Origin of the sequence: Phytobacter diazotrophicus, from assembly GCF_052061655.1 — a bacterium.
Classification (GTDB): Bacteria; Pseudomonadota; Gammaproteobacteria; order Enterobacterales; family Enterobacteriaceae; genus Phytobacter; species Phytobacter diazotrophicus.
The window spans coordinates 2,221,860-2,240,668 of the sequence record NZ_CM125428.1 but is presented as its reverse complement, the minus strand read 5'-3'; the positions used below and the strand labels follow the sequence as shown (position 1 = coordinate 2,240,668).

The 18,809-nt window shown below is 52.0% G+C and carries 16 protein-coding genes; 13 read left to right on the top strand and 3 right to left on the bottom strand.

The genetic code is table 11. From position 1 onward, the window contains the following. Nucleotides 1–597 precede the first annotated feature (597 nt). Together ACS0RQ_RS10955 and icd are read right to left on the bottom strand one after the other, a co-directional pair. A complete protein-coding gene (locus tag ACS0RQ_RS10955) occupies nucleotides 598–849 on the bottom strand; it encodes a hypothetical protein (protein ID WP_271849037.1) in 252 nt (83 codons plus the stop codon). Between the two features lie 973 nt (nucleotides 850–1,822). Continuing rightward, nucleotides 1,823–3,073, bottom strand: a complete 1,251-nt coding sequence (gene icd, locus ACS0RQ_RS10950; protein ID WP_041851685.1) for an NADP-dependent isocitrate dehydrogenase — start codon at nucleotides 3,071–3,073, stop codon at nucleotides 1,823–1,825. Between the two features lie 116 nt (nucleotides 3,074–3,189). On the opposite strand from icd, the gene rluE reads away from it, so the two are divergent. The 10 genes from rluE to ACS0RQ_RS10900 all read left to right on the top strand — a co-directional run bounded on the left by rluE (nucleotide 3,190) and on the right by ACS0RQ_RS10900 (nucleotide 14,466). Beyond that, nucleotides 3,190–3,840 carry a 23S rRNA pseudouridine(2457) synthase RluE gene (gene rluE, locus ACS0RQ_RS10945; protein WP_071195420.1) on the top strand — a complete coding sequence of 217 codons (651 nt, stop codon included), beginning with the start codon at nucleotides 3,190–3,192 and terminating at the stop codon, nucleotides 3,838–3,840. Between the two features lie 71 nt (nucleotides 3,841–3,911). Then, nucleotides 3,912–4,838 carry an SH3 domain-containing protein gene (locus ACS0RQ_RS10940; RefSeq protein ID WP_271849038.1) on the top strand — a complete coding sequence of 309 codons (927 nt, stop codon included), beginning with the start codon at nucleotides 3,912–3,914 and terminating at the stop codon, nucleotides 4,836–4,838. Between the two features lie 23 nt (nucleotides 4,839–4,861). Then, nucleotides 4,862–5,311 (top strand): NUDIX hydrolase, encoded by a 450-nt coding sequence (locus ACS0RQ_RS10935; protein WP_271849039.1) that lies wholly within the window; start codon nucleotides 4,862–4,864, stop codon nucleotides 5,309–5,311. 332 nt (nucleotides 5,312–5,643) lie between these two features. Next, nucleotides 5,644–7,596: a methyl-accepting chemotaxis protein gene (locus tag ACS0RQ_RS10930; protein ID WP_271849040.1), complete on the top strand. Its 1,953-nt coding sequence runs from the start codon at nucleotides 5,644–5,646 to the stop codon at nucleotides 7,594–7,596. A gap of 224 nt (nucleotides 7,597–7,820) precedes the next feature. Continuing rightward, nucleotides 7,821–8,927, top strand: coding sequence for an MnmA/TRMU family protein (gene mnmA / locus ACS0RQ_RS10925; RefSeq protein WP_499079310.1), 1,107 nt, complete (start codon nucleotides 7,821–7,823; stop codon nucleotides 8,925–8,927). Between the two features lie 35 nt (nucleotides 8,928–8,962). After that, on the top strand, nucleotides 8,963–9,592 hold the full coding sequence (gene hflD / locus ACS0RQ_RS10920; RefSeq protein WP_041851690.1) for a high frequency lysogenization protein HflD: 630 nt from the start codon (nucleotides 8,963–8,965) through the stop codon (nucleotides 9,590–9,592). Nucleotides 9,593–9,611: 19 nt separating this feature from the next. Further along, a complete protein-coding gene (gene purB, locus ACS0RQ_RS10915) occupies nucleotides 9,612–10,982 on the top strand; it encodes an adenylosuccinate lyase (RefSeq protein WP_271849041.1) in 1,371 nt (456 codons plus the stop codon). Between the two features lie 137 nt (nucleotides 10,983–11,119). Then, on the top strand, nucleotides 11,120–11,794 hold the full coding sequence (gene phoP / locus ACS0RQ_RS10910) for a two-component system response regulator PhoP (RefSeq protein ID WP_041851692.1): 675 nt from the start codon (nucleotides 11,120–11,122) through the stop codon (nucleotides 11,792–11,794). Beyond that, on the top strand, nucleotides 11,791–13,254 hold the full coding sequence (gene phoQ, locus ACS0RQ_RS10905) for a two-component system sensor histidine kinase PhoQ (RefSeq protein ID WP_271849042.1): 1,464 nt from the start codon (nucleotides 11,791–11,793) through the stop codon (nucleotides 13,252–13,254). The genes phoP and phoQ overlap by 4 nt, the downstream gene beginning before the upstream one ends. A 90-nt stretch (nucleotides 13,255–13,344) precedes the next feature. Beyond that, a complete protein-coding gene (locus ACS0RQ_RS10900; RefSeq protein ID WP_271849043.1) occupies nucleotides 13,345–14,466 on the top strand; it encodes a ribosomal protein uL16 3-hydroxylase in 1,122 nt (373 codons plus the stop codon). Nucleotides 14,467–14,536: 70 nt separating this feature from the next. On the opposite strand, the gene pepT is transcribed toward ACS0RQ_RS10900, so the two are convergent. After that, on the bottom strand, nucleotides 14,537–15,760 hold the full coding sequence (gene pepT, locus ACS0RQ_RS10895; protein ID WP_271849044.1) for a peptidase T: 1,224 nt from the start codon (nucleotides 15,758–15,760) through the stop codon (nucleotides 14,537–14,539). A 258-nt stretch (nucleotides 15,761–16,018) separates the two neighbouring features. Here pepT and potA point away from each other — a divergent pair, with 258 nt between their 5' ends. The 3 genes from potA to potC are packed head-to-tail and all read left to right on the top strand — an operon-like array spanning nucleotide 16,019 to nucleotide 18,799. Next, nucleotides 16,019–17,170: a spermidine/putrescine ABC transporter ATP-binding protein PotA gene (gene potA / locus ACS0RQ_RS10890; protein WP_296428766.1), complete on the top strand. Its 1,152-nt coding sequence runs from the start codon at nucleotides 16,019–16,021 to the stop codon at nucleotides 17,168–17,170. After that, nucleotides 17,154–18,011 carry a spermidine/putrescine ABC transporter permease PotB gene (potB, locus tag ACS0RQ_RS10885; protein ID WP_271849046.1) on the top strand — a complete coding sequence of 286 codons (858 nt, stop codon included), beginning with the start codon at nucleotides 17,154–17,156 and terminating at the stop codon, nucleotides 18,009–18,011. Before potA ends, potB begins: the two co-directional genes overlap by 17 nt. Continuing rightward, complete coding sequence (potC, locus tag ACS0RQ_RS10880; RefSeq protein WP_107222859.1) at nucleotides 18,008–18,799, top strand: spermidine/putrescine ABC transporter permease PotC; 792 nt, start codon at nucleotides 18,008–18,010, stop codon at nucleotides 18,797–18,799. The genes potB and potC overlap by 4 nt, the downstream gene beginning before the upstream one ends. The last annotated feature ends 10 nt before the right edge of the window (nucleotides 18,800–18,809 follow it).

The window sequence follows — 18,809 nt, the reverse complement described above, 5'->3', positions numbered from 1 at the left end:
CAGCTTGCGCTCCTGTCTTGTCGCAGACCACGACGACCTGTCTTATTACTTTTTGGCGTTGATGATTTGTTGAAAATGTATACATCGCATTGAGATAAGATGGTAGAGATATTAGCCTGCCAACAAAGGTGGACGCGTTGAATAAAAATCATATTCGCTGGATAAGTATAGGATTTATGTCACTCTTTCTGGTCAATGGGATGATGGATCTCTTTTCGCACCACAGAAGGTTTATTGCGATTGTTATGGTTGTCGGTAGTATCATCGCAATTGCATCAACATTGAGGCTTATTTTTAATCAAAAATAAGGTATCCGGACAGGCGCAATCTCGCAAAGAGCAACTGCCAATTGTCCATCATATTGCTCCTATTTGTAGTTTATCCAATGATGGCGTCATTGGATCCCTGCTTATCAGATATCCGGGCGCGCCGAAAGATAACGGTGCGTCCTTAAAGGATATTTATCGTCTGCCCCTCTATCCAGACCGGCTGCATCGTGAAGCGCGACAACACCTACCGACGTCGTTGCGACGGTAAAAGCCTGTGCTTCCACGTCAACTTACACAGGCCCCTTTCTGCTGTTGCACTGACATATTTTTAAAGAACTGATGCCATCCCAGCCAGGCCAACAAAAAGCAGGCTGTCAGAATAATCTTTTAATTCCTTAAGGTATTCATCATTATTTTGTTTCATCATCGCGATAGCATCCTTAGCGCTGTCAGCGTCGACCTCAAAATGATGTTTTTTGTAACCCTTTCGTTTGAGAAGCGATTTTGCCTCCTCATTCACACTATCTTTAGTAAAGACTCTTGCACCCGATTCGTTGTAATAAAAAACATATACACTCACAGTAAACCTCCATGGATAGTACGGTGATTTCCGTTACTAAATTAGCATCTCCGCTTAGGCTAAGATACGTATATCCTTAAATAAAATAATGACTTTCCTGCTGCCTGCTCAGTGTCTTACGTCAGTCAGCAACGCGCCTTGTCAATGCGTCAATCTCAATCATTAGCGTCAGGATCGCTTCATGATGCCCGTCTGTTGTCTGTGTATGATCTCATGGGTCACTAAACATCAAAACGTTGCCGGGATGGGCATAAAAGACACAGTACTGGCATTAATTTCTTTTGCGGAACTTTTTCAGCGTAGGCTATTAGAATGGCCGTATTCAAGCGTTGGTATTATGGAACTCACCTGAATATCACGTATATCGAGCTATGGAGCCATGGAGTTTATCCACTTGTGCAGGGAATATAATTTGGTGAAAACACCTGCATCTTTAAATGACATCACACCGGGTGAATTTATCGGAAGTCTTCAAAAATGACTTTCTCCCTGACAACAGTGCCAATCCATGGCCCAGTATAAATAATACTTACCACAACTTATTCTTGGGCTGCTTTTTCTGCTGCTACTTTGATCCCGTTACAAAACTTTTCGTTTTATCCAGGGCAAAAACGCGACGCCTGATTCTGGATTTTACCCAGATCTTTGGTATCAAGCATTGAGTCGATGTGTCTAAGAACATATTTTTAGGTTTCCATTGCCATCCACTAGAGTGATTTGGTGTATAGAACCATTAAACAATAATTTTGCCATATCCACCTGACCTACCAGGGAAAAGCGTCATGATGTTTGCCCTAACCTTACCGGTAGGTATAGGTGAAACAGACTGAACAATATCATGATGACCGAGGTAAAGACTGGATTGTCGTCGGCTAAGGTATCGTTTTCAGAGGGGGTTTTGGGGAAGATTTCCTGAGTCGCATAAAAAACGGGAACCATCAGGCTCCCGTTCTTCGTTAACCCAGAAACTGGATTACATGTTCGCGATGATCGCGTCGCCAAACTCTGAACATTTCAGCAGCTTAGCACCTTCCATCAGACGTTCGAAATCGTAGGTCACGGTTTTGGCAGCGATAGCGCCTTCCATGCCTTTCACGATCAGGTCTGCGGCTTCGAACCACTGCATGTGACGCAGCATCATCTCAGCGGAGAGGATAACGGAGCCCGGGTTCACTTTGTCCTGGCCCGCATATTTCGGCGCAGTACCGTGAGTGGCTTCGAACAGCGCACATTCGTCACCGATGTTAGCGCCCGGTGCGATACCGATACCGCCTACCTGGGCTGCCAGGGCGTCGGAGATATAGTCACCGTTCAGGTTCATACAGGCGATAACGTCGTATTCAGCCGGACGCAGCAGGATCTGTTGCAGGAACGCATCGGCGATCACATCTTTAATGATGATCTCTTTGCCGGTGTTCGGGTTTTTGATCTTCTGCCACGGGCCGCCGTCGATCAGCTCACCACCGAACTCTTCGCGAATCAGCTGGTAGCCCCAGTCTTTGAACGCGCCTTCGGTGAACTTCATGATGTTGCCTTTGTGTACCAGGGTCAGTGAATCGCGATCGTTGGTGATAGCGTATTCAATAGCCGCACGTACCAGACGTTTGGTGCCTTCTTCGGAACACGGTTTGATACCGATACCGCAATGTTCCGGGAAGCGAATTTTCTTCACGCCCATCTCTTCACGCAGGAATTTAATCACTTTCTCTGCGTCAGCAGAGTCCGCTTTCCATTCGATACCGGCGTAAATGTCTTCGGAGTTTTCGCGGAAGATGACCATGTCGGTCAGTTCCGGGTGTTTAACCGGGCTTGGCGTGCCCTGGTAGTAACGTACCGGGCGCAGACACACATACAGGTCCAGCTCCTGACGCAGGGCAACGTTCAGAGAGCGGATACCGCCACCAACCGGCGTGGTCAGCGGGCCTTTGATGGCAACGCGGTATTCACGAATCAGATCGAGAGTTTCAGCGGGCAGCCAGACGTCCTGGCCGTAAATTTGGGTAGACTTCTCACCGGTGTAAATTTCCATCCAGGAAATTTTACGCTCGCCTTTATAGGCTTTCTCCACAGCGGCATCGACCACTTTCAGCATCGCAGGGGTAACGTCGACACCGATACCGTCACCTTCAATGAACGGGATAATCGGGTTATTCGGAACGTTCAGCTTGCCGTTTTGCAGGGTGATCTTCTTACCTTCCGCCGGAACAACTACTTTGCTTTCCATTCACCTCTCCTTCGAGCGCTTCTGGTTGTTACTGATTTTTGTTAATGAATTGTAATTAGCCTGTCAATACTACCTGATAGTTGGGTTCCATGAAAGGCAATCATGTTTCAGTTATAATGCGGCAATTGATAACCACTGAAAATACCATGAAGAAAACTTCTTTTAGAAATCACCACCTTGAGCGATTCAGCTCACGACAAGCTACTAAGCCGCGACGCGAAAACCAGCCAAAGCGGGTGATTTTGTTTAATAAACCCTATGATGTTTTGCCGCAGTTCACCGATGAGGCAGGACGCAGTACGCTTAAAGAGTATATACCTGTTCAAAATGTATACGCGGCGGGGCGTCTGGATCGTGACAGTGAAGGTTTACTGGTGTTAACGAACGACGGTGAATTGCAGGCAAAACTGACGCAGCCGGGGAAACGTACCGGGAAAATCTATTTTGTTCAGGTTGAAGGAGAGCCGGGTGAAGAGGCGCTGGCAGCGTTGCGCGACGGCGTCACCCTGAATGATGGCCCTACCCTGCCCGCCGGCATTGAACGAGTTAGTGAGCCAGAGTGGCTGTGGCCGCGTAATCCCCCGATTCGCGAGCGGAAATCCATTCCCACCAGTTGGCTTAAAATCACGCTTTACGAAGGCCGTAATCGCCAGGTTCGACGAATGACTGCGCACGTTGGTTTTCCCACTCTCCGCCTCATCCGTTATGCGCTGGGTGAATATACCCTCGATGGGCTGCCCAATGGCCAGTGGCGAGAAGTGAAATAAACGCGTTGTTTATACTGAATAATTCCGCAAACTAATCATTAACTGAAATTTGTCATGGATGAGGAGAAAGTATGTTGTTACGGGTTGCGACTTTTTTGCTGCTCTGCGCTGTTTCGTCATCATGTTTTGCTAATGAAACTTGCGAGACCATCGGCGGGAGGGCCGCTGGCGAAGCAGATTATCTCTTCGAGGTTGCAAAAGTGACCAGCCCTGACCGGTTACATTTTTATTCTGCTCCCGGCTCGGAATGCCAGCTCCCCGCGTTTTTAGTCAACGGCGATACCGTTGAAGTCCTGCGAAGCTCGGTCTTATATGGGAAATCAGGCGGGGTCTCCCCCACTCATCCCTTTCGCTATGTACGCTACCGGGATGCCAACGGCGCATTTGTCACCGGCTGGGTGACGGCCGATGAGTTGACCACCCAGCCCCCCTCGTTGCCGGTCAGCCATGAATGCCAGGCTTGGGCAGATGACGCCTTGCGTACACGTGTGCGCGAAGCCCCTTCGGCCAATAACCGATACCGCGTGCAAGGTCAGGCGCGAGCATGGTTTTACGCTATGCCCAATGAAAAGTGCCGTAGCTCGTCGGTCTTCCTGGTGCCGGGCGACAGTGTTTCCGCTCAGGAGCAGTCCGAGGATGATTTTCTTGAGGTGAACTGGTACGGTCCCGATCACCGCATCATTCGCGGCTGGCTTAAAAAATCACAGCTTGCGCCCATTGACGAAGGCGATCGCTATCGCGACGACATTAATCCGCTTTCTGTCGATAAAGCTACGCGTATCGCCACGCTTTCCCTGCGCACCGATTATCACTGTGTGTTTTATGAAAGCTGGAACGCGCAAAAAGAGATTCAGATTATCGTTCGCGAAGATCACCAGTCGGCGCTGTGCCGTGGCAGTGCGGATAGCGAGACGTCTCCACCGGTAGCCTATATTAGTATCAATAAGCAGAGTGGCGAGATCAGTTGGCCGGATATGGCCGATGGCTTTGATGAATAACTTTGATAAACAAAGAGGAAAGTATGTTTAAACCTCATGTCACCGTCGCCTGCGTCGTCCATGCGCAGGGCAAGTTTTTAGTCGTTGAAGAGACAGTCAGCGGCAAGGCACTGTGGAATCAGCCTGCTGGTCACCTGGAAGCCAATGAAACGCTGGTGCAGGCTGCAAAACGCGAGCTGTGGGAAGAGACGGGTATTCACGCAACGCCCGATGCCTTTATTCGTATGCATCAGTGGATAGCGCCGGACAAAACACCTTTCCTGCGTTTTCTGTTTGCCGTCGATCTCGAAGATATCTGCGCCACCGAGCCGCACGACAGTGATATTGACCGCTGCCTGTGGGTCAGCGCTGATGAGATCCTGACCGCGAAAAACCTGCGCTCCCCGCTGGTCGCAGAAAGTATTCGTAGCTGGCAAACCGGTACGCGTTATCCGTTATCGGTGATTGGCGAATTTAACTGGCCTTTTAAATAAGCGTCAGGTTTTGACAACAGCCGCGCCTGCGCGGTTGTTGTGTTTTCCCTGTTGTGCCCGTCAACGCCACCTGCTGAATTAATACCAAAGCGAAATATTTAACCGCAACTTAACCCACCAGAAGTAATGCTACACTCGTTATATTCCTTCACGTTCCACTCACGTCAGCGATCACTCCTGCTACACATCCCCTTTTTTGTGCATTTTTACGCCAATGCGGCTGCATTTGTAACAATTAAAGATCAAAAAACATACGCCGATAGACATCAAGGAAGGCAGTCCCGATTTGCGGGATTGTAATGGCGCTATACATTGAGATCAGAGGTACGGTGATGGCAAGACAGTATGTTCAAAAAAAGATGAGTACCCGTGCGCAAATGTTGCTCACTGGCGCGTTAACCATCACTCTCGGCTTTGTTGCGACCATTGGCGTGCTGAGCTGGCAGTCCAGCAACGAGCAAAAATCATTAGCAGAAAAATACTTACACCAGATTGCGCAGAGTGAAGCCCTGAAAATTCAGCAAGACCTTAACTATGCGCGCGATGTAGCGCATAATCTCGGCCACAGTCTGATTGCCTTACCGGCAGCCGGGATAACGGATCGTCAAGTCGCCGATAAAATGATGGAATCCGCTCTGCGTGATAATCCTGATTACCTTTCCATCTCGGTGATTTTTGAAGAAAACGCCTTTGACGGAAAAGATGCGGATTTTGCAGATAAGCCCGATCAGGCACCGAAGGGGCGATATGCCTTCTTCGTTGATCGCGATCAGTCTGGCAATTTCAAGATGCACCCCCTGCTCTCTTATTTGACGCCAGGCCAGGGAGATTATTACCTGGTGCCGCAAAAATCCCAGAAAGACACACTGATTGAACCCTATAGCTACGCTTACAACGGCGTACCAACGCTGTTGACATCCGTCGCCGCCCCGGTGGTCAGTCAGGGCAAACTGCATGCTGTCATCACCTCAGATATCTCACTTGCCTCATTGCAGGAAAAAGTAAATCAAATTAAACCCTGGGAAGGTGGCGGCTACGCCGTGCTGTTGTCCACCGCAGGCAAAGTTATCTCTTATCCTGATAAGAAAATGACCAGTAAACCCTTTCCGGGCAACACCAATAACTTCTCTTCACAGGTTGTGGAACAGCCTGATGCTATCCTCGGTGAGGATGCTTTAGTGACCTGGCAGCCGGTGTCTATCGGCAACAGTACCGACAAATGGTATCTGGGTGTCGTCGCACCGGTCAGCCAGGTAATGGCAGCGGCCAACCGTCAGTTGATGAACGCTATCATTCTGATGGTACTTAGCATTCTGCTGGTTAGCGCCTTACTGGGTATCGTCTTTAGCCGCAAAGTATTGAAACCGATTGGCGGCGAACCGCTGGAAGCGGCAACCATAGCGCTGGCCGTCGCAGATGGCAAACTGGATAACGAGATTAACGTCAAATCTGGCGATCGCCATAGCCTGTTCTTCGCGCTGCAGACCATGCAGGCACAACTGCGTCAAATCGTCGGGCAGATCAAAGACGCCAGTGATTCTGTACGTCAGGGTGCGGGGGAGATTGTCAGCGGCAACATTAACCTCTCTTCGCGTACAGAGCAGCAAGCCGCAGCGCTGGAGCAAACTGCCGCCAGCATGGAACAGTTCAGCGCAACGGTGAAACATAACGCCACCAACGCACATCAGGCCACGGCCCTGACGGCAAATGCAACGCAGATTGCCAGCCGGGGTGAAGCACTGGTCGGCCAGGTGGTTAAAACCATGTCGCAGATTGATGACAGCTCGAAAAAAATCAGCGACATCACCACCATGATCAACAGTATCGCCTTTCAGACCAATATTCTGGCGCTTAACGCCGCCGTCGAAGCGGCGCGCGCTGGCGAACAGGGGCGCGGTTTTGCCGTGGTAGCCTCTGAAGTGCGTAACCTTGCACAGCGCAGCGCCAACGCGGTAAAAGAGATTGCCGCATTGATTGAAGAGTCGAGTCAGCGTGTTGAGAACGGCGTTCAACTGGTTAATGATGCCGGGAAGACAATGCAGGAAATGACCCAGGCGGTGAATTCCGTCCAAACCATCATTAATGAGATTGTTGTCGCCTCTGATGAGCAGGCCAAAGGCATTAGCCAGGTGACGATTGCGGTTAACGAGATGGATGGCGTCACCCAGCAGAACGCCTCGCTGGTGCAAGAGATGGCAGCAGCGGCAAGTTCCCTCGAAGAACAGGCACAGCAGCTTGCCCAGAGTGTCGAGCAGTTCAGCATCGACGAGCAACGGGCCGCCTGATACAACGCGTCAAAACGCATGAGTTAACATAAACCCCGGCCTCGCTGGGGTTTATCGTTCTGTGCCTCGTTCCAGAAGAACAATCACGCCATAAGCGCTCACGGCAAGCCAGGTTAGCGGTAATTTCCGCCCGACTTGTTGCGGATTGGTAATATGCAGGGGTGCCTGCGCGGCGAGTGCGTGATAGAATACGCCGCCTTGAAGTTCAATGTCGTGAGTATTCTATGTCTGATAGCCCAAAAAAAGTGATCGTCGGCATGTCCGGCGGTGTCGATTCTTCCGTATCTGCCTGGCTGTTACTGCAACAGGGTTATAAGGTGGAAGGCCTGTTCATGAAGAACTGGGAAGAGGACGACGGCGAGGAATACTGTACCGCGGCGGCCGATCTGGCCGATGCGCAGGCCGTGTGCGACAAACTCGGTATTGAACTCCACACCGTAAACTTTGCCGCAGAATACTGGGATAACGTGTTTGAACACTTCCTGGCGGAATATAAAGCCGGGCGCACGCCTAACCCGGATATTCTGTGCAACAAAGAGATCAAATTTAAAGCCTTCCTCGAATTTGCCGCCGAAGACCTGGGCGCCGATTATATTGCGACCGGTCACTATGTCCGCCGGGCTGATGTCGACGGTAAAAGCCGTTTGCTTCGCGGTCTGGATGGCAACAAAGATCAGAGTTATTTCCTCTATACGCTTGGCCATGAGCAGATTGCGCAAAGCCTGTTCCCGGTCGGTGAACTGGAAAAACCCGAAGTGCGCAAAATCGCCGAAGAGTTGGGGCTGGTCACTGCGAAGAAAAAAGACTCAACCGGTATCTGCTTTATCGGCGAGCGCAAATTCCGCGAATTTTTAGGCCGCTACTTGCCTGCCCAGCCGGGCAAAATCCTCACCGTTGACGGTGAAGAGATTGGCGAGCATCAGGGGCTGATGTACCACACGCTGGGCCAACGCAAAGGGTTGGGGATTGGCGGAACCAAAGAAGGTACCGAAGATCCGTGGTACGTGGTCGATAAAGATGTGGAAAACAATATTCTGGTGGTCGCGCAGGGGCACGATCACCCACGTCTGATGTCCGTTGGGCTGATTGCCCAGCAATTGCACTGGGTTAATCGCGAACCGCTGGTCGGTACGCTGCGCTGCACCGTGAAAACCCGTTACCGCCAGACCGATATTCCATGCACCCTTACCGCCCTGGATGATGACCGCATTGAGGTTCGTTTTGACGAGCCGGTTGCTGCGGTGACGCCAGGCCAGTCTGCCGTTTTCTATAGCGGCGAAGTGTGCCTTGGCGGCGGTATTATCGAACAACGTATCGCGCTGCCGGTTTAATCGACGAGACTGAGATAGCGAATCAAGGAGCGAGTGTGGCTAAGAATTACTACGACATCACCCTGGCGCTGGCAGGCATTTGCCAGTCCGCCCGTCTGGTGCAGCAACTGGCGCATCAGGGACATTGCGACGCCGACGCGCTCCATGTCTCTCTCAATAGCGTCATCGATCTTAACCCGGACTCAACCCTGAGCGTTTTTGGTGGCAGCGAAGCGAACCTGCGCACCGGTCTGGAAACGCTACTCGGCGTACTTAATGCCAGCAGCCGTCAGGGGCTGAATGCCGAATTGACCCGCTATACTCTTAGCCTGATGGTGCTGGAGCGCAAGCTGGCGGGCCACAAAGACGCCATGAATACGCTCGGTGACCGTATCGCTGGTTTGCAGCGCCAGCTTGAGCATTTTGATCTCCAGTCGGAGACGCTGCTTAGCGCCATGGCCGGTATTTATGTTGATGTGATTAGCCCGCTCGGGCCGCGCATTCAGGTGACCGGTTCGCCAGCGGTGCTGCAAAGCCCGCAGGTCCAGGCGAAAGTTCGCGCCACACTGCTTGCAGGAATTCGTGCCGCGGTGCTGTGGCATCAGGTTGGCGGTGGCCGCCTGCAATTAATGTTTTCTCGTAATCGCCTGACCACTCAGGCCAAACAAATTCTCGCTCATTGTTAACCTCCCGGAGTTCTGAACTATGGAATTATCCTCACTGACCGCCGTTTCCCCTGTCGATGGACGCTACGGCGATAAAGTCAGCGCGCTGCGCGGGATTTTCAGCGAATTCGGTTTGCTGAAATTTCGTGTACAAGTCGAAGTACGCTGGTTACAAAAGCTGGCGTCACATGCAGCGATCAAGGAAGTTCCTGCTTTTGCTGACGACGCAAACGGTTTCCTCGATAAAATCGTCGCCGACTTCAATGAAGAAGACGCGGCGCGTATCAAAACTATCGAGCGCACCACTAACCATGACGTGAAAGCGGTCGAATATTTTCTGAAAGAAAAAGTGGCGGATATCGCGCAATTACACGCGGTCTCCGAATTTATCCACTTCGCCTGCACCTCAGAAGATATCAATAACCTCTCCCACGCCCTGATGCTGAAAACTGCGCGTGATGAGGTCATCCTGCCTTACTGGCGTCAGGTGATTGATGCGGTGAAAAACCTCGCCGTGCAGTATCGCGATATTCCTCTGCTTTCTCGTACTCACGGACAGCCGGCCACGCCGTCTACCATGGGGAAAGAGATGGCTAACGTGGCATACCGTATGGAACGCCAGTATCGCCAGCTAAATCAGGTGGAAATCCTCGGCAAAATCAACGGTGCGGTGGGGAACTACAACGCCCACATCGCCGCCTATCCAGAAGTGGACTGGCACCAGTTCAGCGAAGAGTTTGTGACCTCTCTGGGTATCCAGTGGAACCCGTACACCACGCAGATCGAGCCGCATGACTATATTGCGGAGCTGTTTGACTGCATGGCGCGCTTTAACACCATCCTGATCGACTTCGATCGCGATGTGTGGGGTTATATCGCCCTGAACCACTTCAAACAGAAAACCATCGCCGGCGAAATTGGTTCTTCCACCATGCCGCACAAGGTGAACCCGATTGACTTCGAAAACTCCGAAGGCAACCTCGGCCTGTCGAATGCGGTGTTGCAGCACCTGGCCAGCAAACTGCCGGTATCCCGCTGGCAGCGCGACCTGACCGACTCCACCGTACTGCGTAACCTGGGCGTTGGCGTGGGCTACGCGCTGATTGCCTATCAGGCAACCCTGAAAGGCGTGAGCAAACTGGAAGTGAACCGCGACCGTCTGCTGGACGAGCTGGATCATAACTGGGAAGTACTGGCAGAGCCGATTCAGACCGTTATGCGCCGCTACGGTATCGAAAAACCATATGAGAAGCTCAAAGAGCTGACCCGCGGTAAACGTGTGGATGCCGAAGGCATGAAACAGTTTATTGATAGCCTTGCGCTGCCGGAAGACGAGAAAGTTCGCCTGAAAGCGATGACCCCGGCAAATTACATTGGCCGTGCCATCACCATGGTCGATGAACTGAAATAACTCCTTCCTGCCGACTTTCGCCCTCTTTTCATCAGGAAAGAGGGCTTCCTTCCTCTCGGTTTAACAAATGTTTATCCCTGCCGCCCGAGAATCAGCGTTAAACTATTCGTATTGAAAATATAAGGAGAGTTAAGACGATGCGCGTACTCGTTGTGGAGGACAATGCCCTGTTGCGTCACCACTTAAAAGTTCAGCTTCAGGAACTGGGACATCAGGTCGATGCTGCGGAAGATGCAAAGGAAGCGGACTATTTTCTTAATGAACACGTGCCTGATATCGCCATTGTCGATCTCGGCCTGCCCGATGAAGACGGCTTATCGCTGATCCGCCGCTGGCGCAGCCATGAGGTCTCTCTGCCTGTTTTGGTCCTGACCGCGCGCGAAGGCTGGCAGGACAAAGTCGAAGTACTGAGCGCGGGTGCCGATGATTACGTCACCAAACCTTTCCATATAGAAGAAGTTGTGGCGCGCATTCAGGCCCTGATGCGCCGTAACAGCGGTCTGGCCTCACAGGTTATCTCTATGCCGCCGTTTCAGGTGGACCTCTCGCGTCGCGAAATGTCGATCAGCAGTGAAGTGGTTAAACTGACCGCGTTTGAATACACCATTATGGAAACCCTGATTCGTAACAGCGGCAAAGTGGTCAGCAAAGATTCGCTGATGCTCCAGCTCTATCCCGATGCCGAACTGCGCGAAAGTCACACCATTGATGTCCTTATGGGACGCTTGCGTAAGAAAATCCAGGCACTCTATCCCGCAGAGGTGATCACCACAGTACGTGGCCAGGGTTATCTCTTCGAACTGCCCAAATGAGACGTTTAACGCGGCATTTTCTGCCGCTCTCGCTACGGGTTCGTTTCCTTCTGGCGACCGCCGCCGTCGTGCTGGTGCTCTCCCTCGCCTATGGCATGGTTGCCCTGATAGGCTATAGCGTCAGTTTCGATAAGACCACGTTTCGCCTGCTGCGCGGTGAAAGTAACCTGTTCTATACCCTCGCCCGCTGGGAAAACAACAGCCTGACTGTCGACCTGCCCAACAGCCTCAATTTACAAAGCCCGACTATCACGCTGATTTATGACAAAGACGGCAAACTTATCTGGGCGCAACGTGATATCCCGTGGCTGGCAAAACGTGTTGACCCCGCCTGGCTTCAGGCCGATGGATTCCATGAAATCGAAGCGGATGTGGACGACTCCAGCACGCTGGTCGATAACGATGAGTCGGTGGTGGAGCAGTTCAACGCGATTCGGGAAGATGACAACACCTCGGAGATGACCCACTCGGTGGCGGTCAATCTCTATCCGGCCACGGCGAGAATGCCGCAGCTCACCATTGTCGTTATCGATACCGTGCCCATCGAACTCAAACGCTCCTGGATGGTATGGAGTTGGTTTATCTATGTCCTGGCGGCAAACCTGTTGCTGGTGATCCCACTGCTATGGATGGCGGCATGGTGGAGCTTGCGTCCTATAGAGGAGCTGGCGAAAGAGGTGCGCGAGCTGGAGGAGCATCACCGTGAGAATCTGAACCCGGCCACAACTCGCGAGCTTACGAGCCTGGTGCGTAACCTCAATCGCCTGCTCAAAAGCGAGCGCGAGCGCTACGACAAATACCGGACCACTCTCACCGACCTGACACACAGCCTGAAAACCCCGCTGGCAGTGCTGCAAAGTACGCTGCGTTCGTTACGCAGTGAAAAGCTGAGCGTCAGCGACGCCGAACCGGTAATGCTGGAACAGATAAGCCGCATTTCTCAACAGATTGGTTACTATCTGCATCGCGCCAGCATGCGCGGTGGCAGCGGGCTGCTCAGCCGTGAGCTTCACCCGGTCGCCCCGCTTCTTGATAGCCTGACCTCGGCGCTAAACAAAGTCTATCAACGCAAAGGGGTGAATATCAGCCTCGATATCTCCCCGGAGATAAGCTTTGTCGGTGAGAAAAACGACTTTATGGAAGTGATTGGCAACCTCCTGGACAACGCCTGCAAATATTGCCTCGAATTTGTCGAAGTATCCGCAAGGCAGACCGATGAGAACGTGCACATCATTATCGAAGATGATGGTCCTGGGATCCCGTTATCCAAACGTGAAGTGGTCTTTGACCGTGGTCAGCGTGCCGATACGCTACGTCCGGGTCAGGGGGTGGGATTATCCGTCGCACGCGAAATTGTAGAACAATACGACGGGCAAATCCTGACCAGCGAAAGTTTACTCGGTGGAGCAAAAATGGAGGCCATCTTCGGTCGCCAGCAGCCGATAAGCGGCGATAATTAACGCATTCAGTCAAAGTAACACGGCCTGTCCCACGCAGGCCGTCCACCATCCGTTATACTCCGACTCAAACTAACGTTTGGGGAAACAAACATGGACTATAACATCAACCTTAACTGGCCGGATTTTATCGAGCGCTACTGGCAAAAACGCCCGGTGGTACTGAAACGCGGCTTTGCACAATTTATCGATCCCATTTCCCCTGACGAACTGGCCGGTCTGGCCATGGAAGATGAAGTCGACAGCCGCCTGGTAAGCCATCTTGATGGCAAATGGCAGGTCAGCCACGGGCCTTTCGAAAGTTATGACCATCTGGGTGAAAGCAACTGGTCGCTGCTGGTGCAGGCGGTGAACAACTGGCATGAACCGACCGCGGCGCTGATGCGTCCTTTCCGCGCCCTGCCCGACTGGCGCACCGACGATCTGATGATTTCGTTTTCCGTGCCCGGCGGTGGCGTTGGTCCGCATCTCGATCAGTATGATGTCTTTATCATTCAGGGTACCGGCCGCCGCCGCTGGCGTGTTGGTGAAAAGACGCCAATGAAGCAGCACTGCCCGCACCCGGACCTGTTACAGGTCGATCCCTTCGAAGCCATTATTGATGAAGAGATGGAGCCGGGCGATATTCTCTATATTCCACCGGGATTCCCGCACGAGGGTTACTCGCTGGAAAACTCTATGAACTACTCCGTTGGCTACCGAGCCCCTAGCGGACGGGAATTAATCAGCGGTTTTGCCGATTATGTGTTGCAGCGCGAACTGGGCAGCCAGCGTTATACCGACCCGGATGTGCCATCACGTGAACACCCGGCGGATGTGCTGCCGCAAGAGCTGGATGGCCTGCGCCAGATGATGCTCGATCTGATCAATCAGCCAGAGCATTTCAATGAGTGGATCGGTGAGTTTATTACCCAGTCGCGTCATGAACTGGACGTCACACCACCGGAGCCGCCCTACCAGCCTGATGAGATTTACGATGCCCTGAAACAGGGTGATAAGCTGGTGCGTTTAGGTGGTCTGCGTGTATTGCGCATCGCAGGCGAAGTGTTCGTTAACGGCGAGCGGATTAACTCTCCTCACCGCCCGGCGCTCGACGCGCTGGCAGATCACATTGTTCTGAATGATAGCGCCTTTGGCGACGCGCTCGAGGACCCGTCCTTCCTCGCCATGCTTGCCGCGCTGGTCAATAGCGGATACTGGTTCTTCGAAGACTAAGCCATAAAAAAGCCGGGCAACATCACGTTTGCCCGGCCTGTCTGTCTCGTTCTTTAAAGAATTGCTTTTATCACTGTTTCGCTGTCAGCTCGGCGATACGCACGATTACCTGTACCGCTTTTTCCATCCCTTCAAGCGTCACGAACTCATGTTTACCGTGGTAGTTATAACCGCCGGTAAACAGGTTGGGACAGGGCAGCCCCATAAATGATAGCTGCGCGCCATCGGTACCACCGCGAATCGCTTTCATCTGCGGTTCGATATCACAATCGCGCATGGCCTGACAGGCAATATCGATAATATGCGGATGATCGACAATCTTCTCGCGCATATTGTAATAACTGTCTTCAATCACCAGCTCAATGTAGCAGTCCGGATGCAGACCTTTCCCGACTTTTTTGGCAATTTCCATTATCTTGCGCTTACGCGCTTCAAATGCTTTGCGGTCAAAATCGCGAACGATGTAATGCATCTCCGCACGTTCAACGGTGCCTTTGATGCTGGTAAGGTGGTAAAAACCTTCATAACCTTCGGTATTTTCCGGGCTCTCATCGGCTGGCACCAGCGCATGAATACGGCTTGCCAGTGACAGCGCGTTCACCATTACCCCTTTCGCGGTTCCCGGATGGACGTTATTCCCTACGATTTTGATGGTGACCGAGGCGGCATTGAAGTTTTCGAACTCCAGTTCCCCCACCCCGCCCCCGTCGACGGTGTATGCCCATTTCGCGCCAAACGCCTCGACGTCAAAATGCTTCGCCCCTTTACCGACCTCTTCGTCCGGGGTGAAAGCCACATGAATATCACCATGAGGGATTTTTTTCTGTTTCAGCACCGCCATCGCGGTCATGATTTCCGCCACACCGGCTTTGTCATCGGCACCCAACAGGGTTTTACCGTCTGTGGTGATGAGCGTCTGCCCCAACAACTGGTGCAACACCGGGAACATAACGGGTGAGAGGATTTCATCACCGATACCCAGCGCGATATCACCGCCACGGTAGTTTTCGAGGATTTGCGGATTCACATTTTTACCGCTGCAATCCGGGGAAGTATCAACATGCGAGATAAAACCGATAGCAGGTACCGGCTTGTCAACGGTAGAGGGCAACGTAGCCATCACTGTACCTTTCTCGCTCAGTGTGACGTTTTCCAGCCCCATCTCTTCAAGCTGCTGCTGGAGTAAGCGCAAGAGCTTCCATTGCCCGTCGGTACTCGGTACCTGACGGACACCCGGCTTCGACTGAGTATCCAGCGCAACATACTGCAAAAAACGCTCTAATAATTTATCCATACAGCCACCCTCGCTAAACGTGACAACATTATCAATAAGCCGGAAAAGACAAATATTGCGTCAGGTCACTTTTATCCCGCAAACGAGAATATTTTCATTTTTGTTTTGTTCACTTAAACGTAGCTGACAAAATTCATTTTTGGCCGCGTAAATAGATCATTGATTGGCGATTTCAGTGCTTTGCCGTAGAATGCCAGGCCTTCATCAATGTGTCAGACCCTAAGGTGGTTAATCACAAACCCCGCATCCGGATGCGTTATCCGATGCGTTGACAAGGGACAGAGTAAAAAATTGAATACACAACCGCGTTCGCCCACTCCGCTGGTGCAACTGGTCGACCTTTGTAAAGGTTTTGATGGTAAAACGGTCATTTCTGACTTTAACCTGACCATCAATCACGGCGAATTCCTCACCCTGCTCGGGCCGTCCGGCTGCGGCAAAACCACTGTGCTTCGCCTGATTGCCGGGCTGGAAAGCGTTGATGTGGGCCATATCAAACTCGACGATCGTGATATCACCGACGTTCCGGCGGAACATCGCCATGTTAATACCGTCTTTCAAAGCTACGCGCTGTTTCCCCATATGACCGTGTTCGAAAACGTGGCATTTGGCCTGCGGATGCAAAAAACACCTGCGGCAGAGATTGCTCCGCGCGTCACTGACGCCCTGCGTATGGTGCAGCTTGAAGCATTCGCCCAGCGCAAACCGCACCAGCTCTCCGGTGGCCAACAACAACGTGTGGCTATTGCCCGTGCCGTCGTGAACAAGCCACGCCTGCTCTTACTGGATGAATCGCTCTCCGCGCTGGATTACAAGCTGCGCAAGCAGATGCAAAACGAATTAAAAGCACTGCAGCGCAAACTTGGAATTACTTTCGTCTTCGTAACCCATGACCAGGAAGAGGCGCTGACGATGTCAGACCGGATCGTGGTGATGCGTGACGGCAAAATAGAGCAAGACGGTACGCCGCGGGAAATTTACGAAGAGCCGAAGAACCTCTTTGTCGCCAGTTTTATTGGTGAGATTAATATTTTCAGTGCCACCGTCATTGAGCGTCTTGATGCACAGCGCGTGCGTGCCACCGTCGAAGGGCGCGAATGCAATATTTACGTCAGTTTCCCGGTCGAAAAAGGTCAGCGGCTAAACGTAATGCTACGCCCGGAAGATTTGCGCGTCGAAGAGATTAACGATGTCGCAGAGGTCGAAGGGCTGGTAGGTTACGTGCGTGAGCGTAATTATAAAGGGATGACGCTGGAGTCAGTAGTCGAGCTTGAAAACGGCAAAATGGTGCTGGTCAGCGAGTTCTTCAACGAAGATGACCCCGATTTTGACCACTCTTTGAATCAAAAAATGGCGATTAATTGGGTGGAAAGCTGGGAGGTCGTACTGGCTGATGAAGAGCACAAGTAAATTCCAGAATGGGGTGATTGCCACTGTCGTCGGTTGGCTTGTGCTGTTTGTCTTTCTGCCCAACCTGATGATTATTGCGACCAGCTTTTTGACCTGTGACGATGCCCACTTCGTGACGATGGTTTTCTCGCTGGATAGCTATGCCCGTCTGCTGGATCCACTCTATTTTGACGTGCTGCTGCACTCGCTGAATATGGCGGTAATCGCCACACTTGCCTGCCTGATGCTGGGGTATCCCTTCGCCTGGTTTCTGGCAAAGCTATCCACAAAAATGCGTCCGTTATTGCTCTTTTTGCTGATTGTTCCGTTCTGGACCAATTCGCTGATTCGCATCTATGGCCTGAAAATATTCCTCAGCACCAAAGGGTATCTGAATACATTTTTACTCTGGCTGGGGGTCATTGATGAACCGATCCGCGTGATGTTCACCCCGGCGGCGGTCATTATCGGGCTGGTCTATATCCTGCTGCCATTTATGGTCATGCCACTTTACTCCAGTATCGAAAAACTCGATAAACCGTTGCTGGAAGCGGCGAAAGATTTGGGCGCCAGTAAGTTACAGACATTTTTGCGCATTATTATCCCGCTGACCATGCCGGGCATTATCGCCGGCTGTCTGCTGGTATTGCTGCCCGCGATGGGATTGTTTTACGTTTCAGATCTGATGGGGGGCGCGAAAAACCTGCTGATTGGCAACGTGATTAAAAGTCAGTTCCTCAACATTCGCGACTGGCCTTTTGGCGCGGCTACCAGCATCACGCTCACCATTGTGATGGGTCTGCTGTTACTGATTTACTGGCGCGCATCGCGTCTGCTGGATAAGAAGGTGGAACTGCAATGATCGGTCGACTGCTGCGCGGCGGTTTTATGACCGCCATTTACGCCTACCTTTATATTCCCATTATCATTCTGATTGTGAACTCGTTTAACAGCTCACGGTTTGGGATTAACTGGCAAGGTTTTACCACCGACTGGTACAGTCTGCTGCTGAATAACGACAGTCTGTTGCAGGCAGCACAGCACTCGCTCACGATGGCGGTCTTCTCCGCCACGTTCGCTACACTTATCGGTTCGCTGACCGCGGTGGCGCTGTACCGCTATCGCTTTCGCGGCAAACCCTTTGTCAGCGGCATGCTGTTCGTCGTGATGATGTCGCCGGATATCGTCATGGCCATCTCATTACTGGTGTTGTTTATGCTGCTGGGCGTTCAGCTTGGATTCTGGTCGCTGCTGTTCTCGCATATTACGTTCTGCCTGCCCTTCGTAGTTGTGACGGTTTATTCGCGCCTGAAGGGTTTTGATGTGCGGATGCTGGAAGCGGCAAAAGATCTGGGTGCCAGCGAACTCGTGATCCTGCGAAAAATTATCCTGCCGCTGGCGATGCCGGCCGTGGCGGCTGGATGGCTGCTGAGCTTTACACTGTCGATGGATGATGTGGTGGTCTCGTCCTTCGTTACCGGACCGGGCTATGAAATTCTGCCGTTGAAAATCTATTCCATGGTGAAAGTCGGCGTATCGCCAGAGGTGAACGCACTGGCAACCATTCTGCTCGTTCTGTCGCTGGTGATGGTGTTCGCAAGCCAGCTTGTTGCACGTGATAAAACGAAAAGCCTGGCGCGCCAGGCATAACCTCAGGGGA

Coding starts and splice junctions, on each gene's coding strand:
- icd (WP_041851685.1), bottom strand. CDS start 3,073: ATGGAAAGCAAAGTAGTTGTTCCGGCGGAAGGTAAGAAGATCACCCTG.
- rluE (WP_071195420.1), top strand. CDS start 3,190: ATGCGGCAATTGATAACCACTGAAAATACCATGAAGAAAACTTCTTTT.
- ACS0RQ_RS10940 (WP_271849038.1), top strand. CDS start 3,912: ATGTTGTTACGGGTTGCGACTTTTTTGCTGCTCTGCGCTGTTTCGTCA.
- ACS0RQ_RS10935 (WP_271849039.1), top strand. CDS start 4,862: ATGTTTAAACCTCATGTCACCGTCGCCTGCGTCGTCCATGCGCAGGGC.
- ACS0RQ_RS10930 (WP_271849040.1), top strand. CDS start 5,644: ATGGCAAGACAGTATGTTCAAAAAAAGATGAGTACCCGTGCGCAAATG.
- mnmA (WP_499079310.1), top strand. CDS start 7,821: ATGTCTGATAGCCCAAAAAAAGTGATCGTCGGCATGTCCGGCGGTGTC.
- purB (WP_271849041.1), top strand. CDS start 9,612: ATGGAATTATCCTCACTGACCGCCGTTTCCCCTGTCGATGGACGCTAC.
- phoP (WP_041851692.1), top strand. CDS start 11,120: ATGCGCGTACTCGTTGTGGAGGACAATGCCCTGTTGCGTCACCACTTA.
- phoQ (WP_271849042.1), top strand. CDS start 11,791: ATGAGACGTTTAACGCGGCATTTTCTGCCGCTCTCGCTACGGGTTCGT.
- ACS0RQ_RS10900 (WP_271849043.1), top strand. CDS start 13,345: ATGGACTATAACATCAACCTTAACTGGCCGGATTTTATCGAGCGCTAC.
- pepT (WP_271849044.1), bottom strand. CDS start 15,760: ATGGATAAATTATTAGAGCGTTTTTTGCAGTATGTTGCGCTGGATACT.
- potB (WP_271849046.1), top strand. CDS start 17,154: ATGAAGAGCACAAGTAAATTCCAGAATGGGGTGATTGCCACTGTCGTC.
- potC (WP_107222859.1), top strand. CDS start 18,008: ATGATCGGTCGACTGCTGCGCGGCGGTTTTATGACCGCCATTTACGCC.